The organism is Pleomorphomonas sp. NRK KF1 (assembly GCF_023721755.1).
Classification (GTDB): domain Bacteria; phylum Pseudomonadota; class Alphaproteobacteria; order Rhizobiales; family Pleomorphomonadaceae; genus Pleomorphomonas.
This window is the reverse complement of the sequence record NZ_JAMDLH010000002.1, coordinates 72,005-86,201: the sequence shown is the minus strand read 5'-3', so window position 1 is coordinate 86,201 and position 14,197 is coordinate 72,005. Positions and strand designations below refer to the sequence as shown.

Here is a 14,197-nt window from a genome sequence, read left to right as displayed (position 1 = left end):
TCACCCCCTGAGCGCCTCCACCGGTGACTGGCGATAGGCGAGAGCGGCGGGCAGGGCCGCCATCAGGGCTGCGACGACAAGGAGGGTCGCGGCCAGCGCGGCATCGGCGGTGGTGAACTCCACCGGCATGCGAACCCCGCTTTGAGCGGTGAACAGGCCGGCCAGAAACTCCGCCGCGCCATAGCCCAAACCGAAACCTGCGCCGACGCCGATCGCAACGAGCAGCAGCAGCTCCAGCCAGACGATGCCGAACACGGCAAGACGCGGCGCGCCGAAGGCACGAAGCGCCCCGATCTGTTTGCGCCGTTGGGCGACATGGATGACGGCAATCAGCATCAACGCCGCTGCGACCAGCGTTTGCGCGCCATAGGCGACGTACATCAGGACCGCGCGGGCATCGCCGAGTGTCGCATAGAGCCCAGTCAGCACCTCGGCGGGGAAAACCGCGCGCGTGCCCTCGCCGGTGCGGTAGGCCTGCCGCAGCGCATAGGCGTCGGCGATGGTCTTGGGCTTTACCAGAACGGCGGGTAGACCGGGGACCTCGTGGTCGAAGTCCTCGTCGAGCGGCGCGTCGGCGTCGATGTGGCCGTGATGATGGTGCTCCTCGTCGGCCTCGCCCTCATGATGGGCTTCAGCCTCATGGTCGTGGTCGGCGTCTTCATCGTGACGGGCGGCATGCTCGTCGTGACCGGCTTCCTCATGGTCGTGGTCTTCCCCAAGGCCATGGATATGCCAGACGGCCTGGATGGGCACGAGAACGGCCCTGTCCCAGGCCGTTCCGGTCGGCTGGAGCTTGCCGACGACATGGTAGATGCTGTCGGCGTGCGTTTCGCCACCTTCGCCGGCCGTGCCGTGCATGGGCTTCACTTCAGCGCCGACCGGCAGGTCAACGCCCGATCCGACCACCGCTTCGCCTTCGCGGGCGAACATCTGCCCTTCAGAAAAGCCGGTCGTTGTACCGGAGATGAGATCGGTGGTCGTGCCAACGATCGGATATCCCTTGAAGTTGTCGCCGAAGCCGATGGGCGCGGCCCAGTCGACGCGCGGGTCGGCGATCAGCTTGGTCAGCACATCGCCGGACATCAAGGGCAGCGCCGCCGGCTGAAGGAATACCGAGGAGAGCACAAGCTGCGTCTCCGAGCCCGGCGCTCCGACGATCAGGTCGAACTTGTCGGCGGCGCGCGCCGAACCGAGGCGCAAGGCCCGTTCCTGCAAGGTTACGGCGACGCCAAGTGCGGTGGCGAGCGCCACCAGCAACACGATGACCAGCGAGGCGGCCCAAAGGCGACGGAGATCGGCGAAGACGAAGCGGATCATGACGAAGCCCTCATGGCGGTGTCTGCAACGATATGGCCGTCGGCAAGGCGGATACGGCGATCGAGTCGCTCGGTCAGCCGTTCGTCGTGACTGACGACGATCAAGGTGGCGCCCTCCTGGTTGGCGAGTTCCAGAAGCAGCTGGCCGACCTCGGCCCCTGCTTCGGCGTCGAGGCTGGCGGTCGGCTCGTCGGCAATCAGCACGCCGGGGCGGCGCAAAAGGGCGCGTGCCACGGCGACGCGCTGCATTTCGCCGCGCGACATGGTCTCGACCGACTGTTCGGGCCGCGCGAGGCCGACGCGGGAGAGAAGTTCGTGGGCGCGCGACTTCACCTCCGCCGTAGCGGCGCGGGCGAGGCGGGCGGGCAGCAGTACGTTGTCGATGGCGGCAAGCCCGGGGAAAAGATGGAAGTCCTGCATGACCAGGCCGACGTTCTCCGCCCGCCAGCGATCGCGGCGGCTTTCCGACAGCGTGGTGATGTCGGCTCCGTTCCAACGGATGGCCCCCCTGTCGGGTCGTTCCAGACCGGAGACGAGATTGACGAAGGTGCTCTTGCCCGAACCCGACGCGCCGGTGACGGCGAGCCGGCCACCCGCTGGCACCGACAGGTCATCGATGGAAAGCACCGGCTGAGCCAGGCCGGGAAAGGAGATAGAGACACCTGAAAGGGCAAGCGGCAGCATGACTCACACCGTCTCGAAGGAGGAATGGACAAGGCGTAGCTGGCTGACGAACCCGGTCTCGGGGTCGGTCCACGAACCGACCTCCAGTGTCCCGGTCACCTCGATCAGCTTCGACGGCGGCACGAAGGTGCTCTTCTCGTCGATGTAGACGACGACGATGTTGCTCGGCCAGTCGGAATCAGAATCGCAGAACGGACAGATCGACATCGGAATTTCGGTCAGTACGAAGAACTTCGCTTCGGCCTTCAGCGGCGGTGCCATGAAGCCGCGGATCGACACCGTCTTGCCGGCAAGCGCCTTGACCTTGGCGGAGAACGACAGCCCGAGCACCGTGATCTTGTCGTAGAGTTGCTCGAAGGTCAGGCTGTCGCCAGCGTCGGCTGTTCCCACCAAGGGCAGGATGGCAATTCCGGCGAGCAACGCACGGCGGGAGAGGACATTGGCCATGGCGAACCCGAGTGGATCGGAAAAGAAAGGCAGCCGGGCGGGTTGAGACCCGCCCGGCCCTGCTTCGGTCAGAGCAGATTACTGCTTGGCGCCAATGGCCAGGGTGTCGGCCAACACCTTGTAGACGTCGCTCTGTTCCATGTAGCCCTTGAAGCCTTCGGCACCGGGGCCGGCGGCCTGCAGCACGACATCATCGACCGCGTGGACGGCGGTGTCGGCATTCTTAGGCAGATTGCCCTGTACGAACACCGCGCCCGGAACGTCCTTGTAGGCTTCGTTGGCCACATAGGCGCCGGACTCGCTCTTCACGGCCGGCTGGAAGGGATTATCCAGCTTCGGGCGGAAGGTCTCGTAATGGTCAGGGTAGTTGTTGGCGAAGATCGCCAGACGACGCGAGACGTCTACGCTATCGGGATAGCCGTCGGCGTCCTTGTCTTCGTAGTTCGGGAAACCGGCGTCGTCATAGGTGCCGACCTTTTCGCGCATTTCGGTGCCCGGCTTGTCGTCGTCGATGGTGCCGATCACCGAAACGCCATGCGTGTGGTCTCCGGTGACGACGATCAACGTATCGGGATGGCTTTCCTGGAACTTGCGGGCGACCGCGATGGCCTTGTCGAACTCGATGGTGTCGACAATCGCGCGCTCCCAGTCCATCGGATGGCTCATCTTGTCGATCGAGGCCGCCTCGACCATCAGGAAGAAACCATCTTCATTCTTCGACAACTGGTCCAGCGCGACCTGGGTCATTTCAACCAGACCCGGCTGGTTCGGGAACTTGCCGACCGTACCCTTCTTGAGGAACGCACGGTCGAGCTGAGTGTCCATGTTGCCGGTATGGAACAGACCGAGGATCCTGTCCGAGCCGGCGGCCTTCTGCAGCTCGTCCTTGTCTGTAGCGAGCGTGTAGCCGGCTTCCTGGAACAGCTTGATGTAGTCCTTGTCGTCCTTGCGCTTGGAGCCCGGTACTTCCTTGGCCAGGAAGTAGGCCGAACCACCGCCCAGCACGACCTCCGGCTTGACGTCATAGAACATGCCGACGATGGCGGCCTTCTCGTCGCGCTTGCGGGTATGGGAGACGACGGCGGCCGGCGTGGCGTCTTCGATTTCGGACGTCGTGACGACGCCGATCGACTTCTTGGTGGTGCGGCGCAGAGCTTCGGCGATGGTCTCGACCTTCGGGTCGTCCATGGTTGCCGGCGTACGGTCGGCATAGACGCCAAGAGCGTTGACCCGGCTCTTGTGGCCGGTCATGTAGGCCGACATGGTATTGGCGCTGTCGGTGGCGATCGAGTGCGTCGACGACGTGCCGATGAAGGCCATGTGGTCGAGGTCGTCCATGGCCAAGCGGCCGTTGGCCTTGCCCTCGGTCATGCCCTTGGACATCAGGCGGGCGGCGGTGCGGTGCGCGACGGAGAGGCCGTCGCCGAGCAGGAAGATGACGTTCTTGGCCTTGGGGGCTTCGGGAGTCGCGTAAACGTTCCAGGTGACGGACTTCTTCTGGTCCCCGGCCGAGACTTCGACCGTGTAGGCGCCGGCCTTGTCGATCTTCATGCCACGCAGCAATACGGCCGAGCCGAGGTCGGCGTCGTCCTTGCCCTTCTCGGAGGCGATGAACTCCACTTCGCCGCCGAACGTCGCCTTGTAGTCGGCGCCGTTGACGGCGATCTTGACGTCCTCGGCCTTCACCGTGCCGTCGAACTCCACCTTGAAATCAAAGGGGGAGCCGGCGAGGATGGTCGCCCGGTCGAGCGGATAGACGGTGGCCGCGCCAGCGGTCCCGATGAGAGCCGTGCTGGCGGCGAGCGCCAGAAGAAGAGTGCGCATGGTTTGCCCCTTGAGAATGGATTGCGCGGAAGAGAACGCGCGCTCCTTGGTAGGCAGGGGGCATGAAGCAAACATGACAGCCGGGTGAATGCTGCATGAACGCAAAATTCTTGAAATGACTAGAAGAGTTACAAAGCGGCGAGCCCAGACCGGGACCGCCCGGACTGGGGTGTGAACAACGGCGCGGTTCCTAAATGCGCCGTTCGGTCTGGGCGTCGAACACCGACAGACGGGAAAGATCGAACCCGACGGCAACAGGTTCCCCGAGCTTCGGCAGCATGTCGGAGGGGAACTTGCCGACGATCTCCTCGCTTCCCATGGCCAGCACGACGAGATTGTCCGAGCCGGTGTGCTCGATCAGCGTCGGCTTGAGCGTCAGCGCGAAGGGCTCGCCGCCCGTCGATGGCTGGACGGATTCGGGGCGCAGGCCGACCATCACCGCCTGTCCGTCGGTGGGAGACGTGTCGAAGGCGTAGCCGTCGAGCGGTATGGTGGCGGCACCGACGTCCGCCGACACGCGCCCACCCTCCAGACGAAGACGCCCCTTCATGAAGTTCATGCCGGGATTGCCGAGGAAGTCGGCGACGAACAGGTTGACCGGCCGGTGGTAGACCTCCTCGGGCTTGCCCACCTGCTGAATCTCGCCGGCCTTCATCACCACCATGCGGGTGGCGAGCGTCATCGCCTCGAGCTGGTCGTGGGTGACGTAGATCGCCGTCGTGCCGAGCGATTGATGCAGTTTCTTGATCTCGGTGCGCATGCTGGCGCGCAGCTTGGCGTCGAGGTTGGAGAGCGGCTCGTCGAACAGGAACACCTTGGGGTCGCGCACCAGGGCCCGGCCGATGGCGACGCGCTGGCGCTGGCCCCCCGAGAGCTGGCTCGGCCGCCTGTCGAGCAGGTGGTCGATATGCAGCATGCGTGCCTTGTCCTCGACCAGAGGCCGGATCTCGGCCATCGGTTTGCCGCGCATCCTGAGGCCGAACTCCATGTTGCTGCGGACGCTCATGGTCGGGTAGAGCGCGTAGGACTGGAACACCATGGCGATGTCGCGATCCTTGGGCTCGACGTCGGTAACGTCGCGGCCGCCGATCTCGATCGCGCCCGAGCTCAACCGGTCGAGGCCGGCGACGATGTGCAGGAGTGTCGATTTGCCGCAGCCCGAGGGTCCCAGGAGCACGATGAACTCGCCGCGCTCGATTTCGAGGTTGATGTCCTTCAGCACCCTCAGCGAACCGTAGTTCTTGTTGCAGTTGGAAATCCGGATGTCGATCATGACGGTCAACCCTTGACGGCGCCGGCGGTCATGCCACGCAGGAAGTAGCGACCGAGCAGGATGTAGAGGATGAGGGTGGGGGCGGCGGCGATCACCGTCGCGGCCATGTGGACGTTGTATTCCTTCACCCCGAAGTTGGAGTTGACCAGATTGTTGAGGGCGACCGTCATCGGCGCGCTCGACGGATTGGAGAAGGAAACGGCGAACAGGAAGTCGTTCCAGATGCCGGTGAACTGCAGGATCAGCGCCACCACGATCACCGACGGCGACAGCGGCAGCACGATGCGGAAGAAGATCCAGAAGAAGCCGGCGCCGTCGATGCGCGCCGCCTTGATCAGGTCGTTGGGCACCGACAGGAAGAAGTTGCGGAACAGCATGGTGGTGATGGGGATGCCGTAGATCACGTGGATCAGGATCAGTCCCTCCACCGAACCGAACAGGCCAAGCGTGCGCAGCGTGACTGACACCGGCGCCAGCACCACCTGGAACGGCACGAAGTTGCCGGCAACCAGCGCGGCGAACACGAAGCGGGCGCCGGGAAATGGCCATTTCGCCAGCGCATAGCCATTGATGGCGCCGATCATTACCGAGATCAGCACGGCGGGGACGGCCATCATCATCGAGTTGCCGAAATAGCCCTTGAGGCCGCCGCAGGTGATGCCGATGCAGGCTTCGCCCCAGGCGGTGACCCATGCCTGGGCCGTCGGCTCGTGCGGCAGGAACATCAGCCCGCCAGCCTGGATCTCCGGCATCGTCTTGAACGACGTGCTGAGCAGGATGTAGAGCGGCCCGGCGAAGAAGAAGGCAACGATGGCAAGCAGCAGATAAAGCACGACCCGCTTCAGGATCGCCTTGGCCCGCCGGGGCGTCAGCCAGCCGGACCGCGCAGGCCGGGGCATTGCGTCTGTCGAGGTCGACATCAGGCGCGCTCCCTCGTTTCGACGTAGAGATAGGGGATCAGGATCGCCAGCACCGTGCCGAGCATGACCACCGCCGAGGCGGCCGACAGGCCGAGGTTGGTGCGGCGGAAGGCCATGTCGAACATGAACACCGATGGCAGGTCGGACGAGACGCCGGGGCCGCCATTGGTCAGCGCCACCACGAGGTCGAAGGCACGAACGATCGACAGCGACAACAGCACGACGACAGTGAGAAACACCGGCGCCAGCATCGGGATGACGATGAAGACGTAGACCCGCCAGGCCGGGATGCCGTCGACCGCCGCCGCCTTCCAGATGTCCTCGTCGATGCCGCGCAGGCCGGCGAGGAACAGCGCCATGACGAGGCCGCAGCCCTGCCAGAAGGCGGCCACCACCAGCGCCCAGATGACGGTGTCGGGATTGGTCAGCCAATCGAGGCGGAAGCTTTCAAAGCCGAGCTGGTGCATCATCACCTCGATGCCGAGCGTCGGGTTCAGCAGCCACTGCCAGATGATGCCGGTCACCACGAAGGACATCGCCATCGGATACATGACGATCGACCGGAAGAAGCTTTCGGCGCGGATTCGCTGGTCGATCAGGATGGCGATCAGGAGGCCGAGCGAGATGGTGACGAGCAGGAACAGGCCGCCGAACAGGAACATATTGGTGAAGGCGACATGCCAGCGTGGCGTGTGGAACAGGCGCCAGTATTGCTCGAGGCCGACGAATGTGTCGAAGCGCGGGAAGGCCTTGCTGTTGGTCGTCGAGACCGCCGCCGTGTAGGCGATGAAGCCGTAGAGGAAGATCGCGATCAGCGCCAGGGATGGCGACAGGGCGACCTGCGACACGTGTCGCTGGAGGAATCTGCGCTTGATCGGAGCCTTGGCTTCACGGATCGGGAGCGTGCCGGCGGCAAGCCGCCGCCGGCACGTCATGTCTAATGCCCGTCAGCGGGTTGCGGCCACGGCGTCGGCCATGGCGGTCATGCCTTCCTCAGGCGTCATGTCGCTGTGCAGGAAGGTGGTCATCTGGTCGACCAGGGCGCCGATGCTCGTGGCGTCGGCCACGTTGTCCGGCACCAGGAACAACTGGCCTTCGGCCGCTGCCCCCATGGCGATCTGGGCGCAGGCGTCGAAGCCGGTCTTGTCCACGTCGAGGCGCGGCGGGATCGAACCCTTGCGCAGACTGAACTCCCTCTGCACCACGGGATCCATGATCGTCTTGGCGAGGGCCAACTGGGCCTCCCGCAGCGCCGGGTCCTTCACCGCCGTCATGGCGAAGGAGTCGGTTCCGAACACCAGCGTCTTGCCGCCGGCCGGGAATATCTCGCAGGCGATGTCCTTGCCGGGAACCTTGTTCGCGGCCACGAACTCGCCCTTCAGCCAGTCGCCCATGATCATGTAGGCGGCCTTGCCGCTGATCAGCATGCCGCCGGTGATGTTCCAGTCGCGGCTCGGGCTGCCGGGATCGACGAGATCGCGTACCTTGGCGAAGGTCTGGAAGGCCTTCAGCATTTCCGGGCTGCGCAAGGCGGCGTCGTCAAGGTCATAGGTGACCTTGGTCAGGAAGTCGCGGCCGCCGACGTCGACCAGGATGCTCTCGAAGACGAAGATTTCCTGCCAGGACTGGCCACCGAGCGCCAGCGGGATGTAACCCTTGGCGCGGATCTTGTCGGCCGAGGCGATCAGCTCGTCCCAGTTTTTCGGCATGGCAATGCCGACATCGTCGAGGACGGCCTGGTTGCCCCAAAGCCAGTTGTGGCCGTGAATGTCGATCGGCGCGCTGACATACTTGCCTTCGAACTTGGCGTTGTCGGCGATCACCTTGGGCAGGAGCTTGTCCCAGTCCTTGGCCACCTCGTCGATACCGTTGAGCTGGCCTTCTTCGGCGAGCGCCATCAGCGGGGCGCCGACCTGCCACTGCATGGACGTTGGCGGGTCGCCGCCGAGAATGCGCGTACGGGCCACCATGCGGGCGGCCTCGCCGCCGGCCACCGGATTATCCTTCCAGGTGTTGCCCGTCTTCTCATAGGCATCGACGAGGATTTTCAGTGCCGCGGCCTCGCCGCCGCTTGTCCACCAGTGGATGACTTCCGCAGTGCCGGCATAGACCGGCGTGGTCGTCGTCAGGGCGAAGGCCATGACCGAGCCCAGTACTCCAAGCTTGTTCAACATCTCTCTCCTCCTTCATCGCGGCCCGACACTCCCTTCGGGCCCCTCCAGCCTCGCCACCCGTCCGGTCGTGAAAGGAACAGACCGTGGTATGGAAACAGCCTCCGTCTTCGGCGCGCCGGTTACCCTTTCAGGAAGGCGGCAAACCAGCGGCCGCTGTCTTTCATGGTCCGCGCCTGGGTTGCAAAATCGACGTGCACCAGGCCAAACCGTTTGGAGTAGCCTTCCGCCCATTCGAAGTTGTCGAGCAGGCTCCAGACGAAATAGCCGGCGAGATCGACGCCGCCGTCCATTGCCGTCCGCAACGCGTCGATATGGCGATGGATGTAGATCGCGCGCTGCTCGTCATGGATCTTGCCGTCCGCTGCCATCTCATCGGGGTAGGTGGCGCCATTTTCCGTGATGGCGATCGGCGCCGGATGGTAATCGCGCGTGACGCGAAGAAGCAGCTCGGTGAGACCCTCGGGATAGACCTCCCAGCCGAAACCGGTGACGTCGGACGCTTCCGTTTCGACGACGCGCGACCGCATCGGTCCGCCCTCGGGGTCGTCGGCGACGATCTCCCGGAAGTAATAGTTGATGCCGAGAAAGTCGGTCTTGCCGGCGATGGTCACGAGATCCCCCTCGTCAATCGTCGGAGCGGCGGTGCCCAGCTCGCGGAGAACGTCTTCCGGGTAGCCGCGACCGTGCAGCGGATCGAGGAACCAGCGGTTCCTGAGGCCGTCGTGGCGGATGGCGGCGACACGATCGGCTTCGGAGTCCGACGCCGTGTGGATCGGATGCAAGCTCAGGGCGATGCCGCATTGGCCGTCCGCAACATTGGACCGGAGCACCGGCAATGCCAAGCCGTGCGACAGCAGGACGTGATGGGTCGCTTGCATGGCCGCCGCGAGGTCGCGCTTGCCGGGCGCGAACTCGCCCTCATAATAGCCCTTGATTGTGCTGCACCAGGGTTCGTTGTGGGTGATCCAGCGCTTGACGCGGTCGCCGAGCCGGCGGGACACCACGTCGGCGAAATCGGCGAAGGCGAGGGCGGTGTCCCGGCGCGGCCAGCCGCCGGCATCCTCGAGCGGCTGCGGCAGGTCCCAGTGATAGAGCGTCAGCCAGGGTTCGACACCCCGCTCCAGCAGCCCGTCGACAAGGCGGTCATAGAAGGCAAGGCCGGGCTCGTTCACCGCGCCGGTTCCTCTCGGCAGGATGCGCGGCCAGGACACCGAAAAGCGATAGGCACCGACACCGAGTGCTTTGACCAGATCGAGGTCCTCGTCGAGGTGATGATAGTGATCGCAAGCCACCGCTGGCGTGTCGCCATTTCGGATTCTGCCGGGCTCCGCTGCGAAGGTGTCCCAGACGGAGGGGCGACGGCCATCGACGTCCGTGGCGCCTTCGATCTGCAGCGCGGAGGTGGAAACGCCCCACCGGAAAGTGTCGGGAAACTGGGCGCGAGTGGAACGAGGCATGCTGACGACCGCCGTTGATGACCTGATATGGCTTCAATTAATTAAATGAAATGTATGGCGAGTCAAGCGAGATAGTTTGCCGCCCGAAATTTATACAAAGACGGGTATGAGACCCGGAAACGCTCGGGTTTGAGCCGGCTCGGTCGATCGTTCCCGTCGGTTTCCCCGTGCGGCGAAGCTCGCATCGTCGCCATCCGGTGTTGTCCGATATGTTGAAATCCGTCCGAGTTCGTTTCTATAAATGAAACGAACGGGTCGCCGGCTCCGGAAATGGAAATGTTCTCATGCCCTCGCTGAAGGGAAATCAGAGTACGTCGCGCACGCTCAACCGGCTGCTGCTTCTCAATCACCTGCGTCGGCATGGACCAACGGCGAGGTCGGACATTGCGGTGGCGACCGGACTCAGCCCGGCGGCCATTTCCTACGTGTCGTCCGAGCTCTTGGATCAGCAGATCATCACCGAGCGCGATGCCGTGGCCGACGGTGGCCGGCGCCGGATGACGCGGCTCGACCTGAACTATGCCGGTCACGTCTCCCTGGGCGTCAAGCTGATGGAGCATCATCTGAGGGCGACGCTCACCGATCTCGGCACCAACGTCATCGATACGCTGACGGCGGACGTCGACGCGCGTTCGCCCGACGCGGTCGCTCGTGCGACAGCCGACGCGCTCACCCGTCTCATGGAACGTTCGGGCGAGGATCGGAAGCGGTTGATCGGCATCGGTCTCGCCATGCCCGGCCAGCACGATGCCGAGAGCGGCATATGCCTGCGGTGCGATCGATTCGGCTGGAAGGACGTGCCGATCGCCGCGCTGATCTCCGGTTTGGCCGGCGCGCCCGCCTGGGTCGACAATGACGTCAACGCCTTCGCGCTCGCCGAACATCTGTTCGGGGCCGGGCGGCAGGCGTCGTCGCTGGCGGTGTTCTCCTTCGGCCGCGGCATCGGCGCGGCGATGATCGTCGACGGCCAACTGCTGCGTGGCCGCTACGGTGGTGCCGGCGAGATCGGCCATCTCGCCGTGGTGGAGGATGGGCCTCGTTGCGAGTGCGGTCGTCTCGGTTGCCTGGAGGCGGTCACCTCCTTGCCGGCCATTCTCAACGCCTATCGCATGGTCCGGCCGTCCAGCCATGCCATCGATCCGGCTTCCCTGGCTGCATTGGCGGGAGAGGGTGACCCTGTGGCCTGCGAAATCCTTGGCACCGCCGGCCGCCGTCTCGGAGCAGCGGCGGCCACGTTTGCCAGCCTGTTCGATCCGGAGACCATGGTGATCGGCGGCGAGGGCGTATTGTTCGGACCGACGCTGCTCGAACCGCTGGTGGCCACGCTGAAGGAGAAGAATTTCCAGCGTGGCACCGAGGTGTTCGTCGAGTTCTGGAACGACGATGCCTGGGCACGCGGCGCGGCCGCGCTCGCCATCGACAGCTTCTTCTCGCTTCCGTCTTAGGGCACAGGCGTCAAAACGATCTGGTCTCGAATGCACAAGTGCATCGGATTGCGTTAAGCTGCTGATTTTCCTGGGAAACCGATGGCTCCGCGAGTAGGACTCGAACCTACGACCCGGTGATTAACAGTCACCTGCTCTACCAACTGAGCTATCGCGGAACAGCTTCGGTGGCGGTGCGTATAACAAAGCTGTTCCGGTTTGCAAAGCCCCCTCGGCAAGGAAAATGCGATGGCGGCGCGAAAAGACCGGAAGACGTGGAAAAACGGCGCCTAACGACATGGTGTGGAAAGGTTTTTTCCTTCGCCGGACCAGTGGTTTCCCGCACCTTGAGGAGGGACTTTGAAAAGCCGGTTGCCCTTTCCTATCTGTCCGGAACCGGGCAAGGCCGGAACCGCAAACGCTTCGAGAGGTTGTTCATGCCGAGGGTGAGACTCTGGGGGCGGACGATGCGATTGCCGAGAAACCGGCTGCTGCGCGTCGTCATGGGCGTTGTCTTCGTTGCATTGGGGCTCGTCGGTTTTCTGCCGGTCGTCGGTTTCTGGATGATTCCGGTCGGCTTGGTCATTCTCTCGGTGGACTCCCCGCTCGCTCGTCGGGTCAGAAGGCGCGCCGAGGTCTGGATCATGCGTCGCTACAATCGCTGGAAAGGGCGAGATGTCGGCTCCGTCTAGACTTTCTAGCTCTTTGTTCGCCACGATTTCCGACGCAAGCGGCCGGCCGCTTGATGCAGTTCAGGCGCAGCCGGAATCCATTCACGCGAATGTGCCTGACTTTGATATTTCGTTTCTGGAGTGCGGACTCCACTTGTGGCAGGTTGGAGTGAGGACAGACGCGATTGGATCGCGGTGTTGCCGGAACAGGACATCAAGCCGAATCGTTCGGCGTCATATTTCGGTCGTTGTTGATCACTATCGCTGTGCCCCAGAGAGTAATGCTCTCTCGATCTTGGGAAAGGAGGTCATAAATGACACACATTTCGCTCACGCGGATCGCGCGCACGAATGTATGCCGTTCGACGATCCGCCCCAATCATCTTGGCTCGAAACGCCAATGGCGAATGTGTCTTTGCTGAGCATCTGACACTTCTCACGAAAACGTAGCCGACAGGATGATGGTCTTGCCACCGGGCAGGGCCAGGAGAGTAGTATTATGTCCAAGCCAATTGTTATTGAAGTGGCCGGAAAGGCCGTTGCCGTTGCCGCCCCTGCGGGCGACCAGGTGCGTTTCGTTGCCGTCAAGTATGACGTCTGGGATCTCGATGGCGAGCTCTACGGCTCGGTCGCCGAGGCCGAGCGGGCGGCCGAACGCCATCTCGCAAGTCGTGGCGCCATCGACGGTCAGGCTATCGGCCGGGGCGCTTTCCCCACCGAACTGGCGGTTGCCGTTTGAATGGTGACCCGAAAGGCGCAGGGTGCAAAATGGCCGTTGCCGGCCACATCGGCTGGCAGCGGCTGTAGCAGCGAAACCCGTTCCTCGTCTTCATTGTGCGGGATCATCTCGCGTGCTCATACCGTTGCCAAGCCGACGTGGGCCACGACCTAACCAATCAAGTCGTTCAAGATGGCGGATTTTACCCCTTGCCCTCTTGTCTATGCAGCCGCGCTCGCTTAAGAACCCTTCTCCGTGAGGCCACGTGGCGGAGTGGTGACGCAGCGGATTGCAAATCCGTGTACGGGGGTTCGATTCCCTCCGTGGCCTCCAGTTCCGGAAATCGCTGAATTCTCTATTTTTCAGGAACAATTGTTGCCTGGGCATATCGTCCGGCGTTCATTCGACGTGTCGATCCGGCTTCTCTTGCCGGAAGACTCGTGCATCCGCTCCGCAAAGCTGCGTAGAAGCCCTTGTTTCGGAAGAGGGGGGCGGCTATTGGAAGAGCCGGCAGAAAGCTCCAGGGGACTTGCGATCCATGGTCGATTTTCCGGCATTGCGCACCAAGATGGTCGATGGTCAGGTCAGACCGAACGACGTTACCGATCTCCGCATCATCGATGCGATGGGCGAGGTGGCCCGCGAGAATTTCGCGCCGGACGATCAAAAGCCGCTTGCCTACCTTGACCGGGATCTGCCGCTTGGCGGTGGACGTTCCCCGCGCGTGTTGATCCAGCCCATGGTGCTGGCGCGCATGCTTCAATACGCGGGCATCAAGCCCACCGACAAGGTATTGGAGGTCGGCAGTGCCTCGGGCTACGGCGCCGCCGTGATGGCCCGTCTTGCCGGATCGGTCGTGGCTTTGGAACAGGATGCCGATCTGGCGGCCATCGCCCGTCGTCAGCTCTCTGGTCTTGCCAACGTGGCGGTCGTCGAAGCGTCACTGGTGAAGGGGGTGCCGGACGCCGCGCCGTTCGACGTCATCATCTTCAATGGCGCCGTCGTCACGTTTCCGGAGACCATCGCCCGCCAACTTGCCAAGCGCGGCCGATTGCTTCTCGTCGAGGAAGGTAGCAGCGTCCCGAGAGCTAGGCTTTATGCCAGGGATGATGGTGGCATTTCCGGCCGTACGTTGTTCGATGCATCTGTTCCTGTCCTGCCCGGATTCGAAGCGGTCGAGACGTTCGCCTTCTAGTTCCGCCTTGTAACGGTACGTTTCATGCGACTGTCCCTGTCCGCCAGCCAGCGTAAAGCAGGCTGGCTGGTCTTGTGGTGCGGCTGTGATTTCT

13 protein-coding genes and 2 tRNA genes are annotated in these 14,197 nt (G+C 63.5%); 5 read left to right on the top strand and 10 right to left on the bottom strand.

From position 1 onward, the window contains the following. From M4J39_RS05835 to M4J39_RS05795, 9 genes are all read right to left on the bottom strand, one after another. Positions 1-1,317: an ABC transporter permease gene (locus M4J39_RS05835; protein WP_251726888.1), complete on the bottom strand. Its 1,317-nt coding sequence runs from the start codon at positions 1,315-1,317 to the stop codon at positions 1-3. Next, positions 1,314-2,000, bottom strand: coding sequence for an ABC transporter ATP-binding protein (locus M4J39_RS05830; protein WP_251726887.1), 687 nt, complete (start codon positions 1,998-2,000; stop codon positions 1,314-1,316). Before M4J39_RS05830 ends, M4J39_RS05835 begins: the two co-directional genes overlap by 4 nt. Positions 2,001-2,003: 3 nt before the next feature. Further along, positions 2,004-2,447 carry a hypothetical protein gene (locus M4J39_RS05825; protein WP_251726886.1) on the bottom strand — a complete coding sequence of 148 codons (444 nt, stop codon included), beginning with the start codon at positions 2,445-2,447 and terminating at the stop codon, positions 2,004-2,006. 78 nt (positions 2,448-2,525) lie between these two features. After that, entirely contained in the window at positions 2,526-4,271 is a 1,746-nt protein-coding gene (locus M4J39_RS05820) for an alkaline phosphatase (protein WP_251726885.1), read from the bottom strand. A 190-nt stretch (positions 4,272-4,461) separates the two neighbouring features. Beyond that, positions 4,462-5,544, bottom strand: a complete 1,083-nt coding sequence (locus M4J39_RS05815; protein ID WP_251726884.1) for an ABC transporter ATP-binding protein — start codon at positions 5,542-5,544, stop codon at positions 4,462-4,464. Positions 5,545-5,549: 5 nt separating this feature from the next. Further along, a complete protein-coding gene (locus tag M4J39_RS05810) occupies positions 5,550-6,443 on the bottom strand; it encodes a carbohydrate ABC transporter permease (RefSeq protein WP_251727562.1) in 894 nt (297 codons plus the stop codon). Between the two features lie 20 nt (positions 6,444-6,463). After that, a complete protein-coding gene (locus M4J39_RS05805) occupies positions 6,464-7,399 on the bottom strand; it encodes a carbohydrate ABC transporter permease (RefSeq protein WP_251726883.1) in 936 nt (311 codons plus the stop codon). 12 nt (positions 7,400-7,411) lie between these two features. Beyond that, on the bottom strand, positions 7,412-8,638 hold the full coding sequence (locus tag M4J39_RS05800; RefSeq protein ID WP_251726882.1) for an ABC transporter substrate-binding protein: 1,227 nt from the start codon (positions 8,636-8,638) through the stop codon (positions 7,412-7,414). Between the two features lie 119 nt (positions 8,639-8,757). After that, on the bottom strand, positions 8,758-10,095 hold the full coding sequence (locus tag M4J39_RS05795) for a GH1 family beta-glucosidase (RefSeq protein WP_251726881.1): 1,338 nt from the start codon (positions 10,093-10,095) through the stop codon (positions 8,758-8,760). Positions 10,096-10,379: 284 nt separating this feature from the next. On the opposite strand from M4J39_RS05795, the gene M4J39_RS05790 reads away from it, so the two are divergent. Then, positions 10,380-11,540, top strand: coding sequence for an ROK family protein (locus M4J39_RS05790; protein ID WP_251726880.1), 1,161 nt, complete (start codon positions 10,380-10,382; stop codon positions 11,538-11,540). Between the two features lie 82 nt (positions 11,541-11,622). On the opposite strand, the gene M4J39_RS05785 is transcribed toward M4J39_RS05790, so the two are convergent. Then, positions 11,623-11,698, bottom strand: a tRNA-Asn gene (locus M4J39_RS05785). A 258-nt stretch (positions 11,699-11,956) separates the two neighbouring features. On the opposite strand from M4J39_RS05785, the gene M4J39_RS05780 reads away from it, so the two are divergent. The 4 genes from M4J39_RS05780 to M4J39_RS05765 all read left to right on the top strand — a co-directional run bounded on the left by M4J39_RS05780 (position 11,957) and on the right by M4J39_RS05765 (position 14,103). After that, the gene (locus tag M4J39_RS05780) at positions 11,957-12,211 is read left to right on the top strand and encodes a PGPGW domain-containing protein (RefSeq protein ID WP_251726879.1); all 255 of its coding nucleotides are present in this window, start codon (positions 11,957-11,959) and stop codon (positions 12,209-12,211) included. Positions 12,212-12,689: 478 nt separating this feature from the next. Continuing rightward, on the top strand, positions 12,690-12,929 hold the full coding sequence (locus M4J39_RS05775) for a hypothetical protein (protein WP_251726878.1): 240 nt from the start codon (positions 12,690-12,692) through the stop codon (positions 12,927-12,929). 238 nt (positions 12,930-13,167) lie between these two features. Then, positions 13,168-13,241 (top strand) — tRNA-Cys (locus M4J39_RS05770). Positions 13,242-13,446: 205 nt separating this feature from the next. After that, positions 13,447-14,103 carry a protein-L-isoaspartate O-methyltransferase gene (locus tag M4J39_RS05765; protein WP_251726877.1) on the top strand — a complete coding sequence of 219 codons (657 nt, stop codon included), beginning with the start codon at positions 13,447-13,449 and terminating at the stop codon, positions 14,101-14,103. The last annotated feature ends 94 nt before the right edge of the window (positions 14,104-14,197 follow it).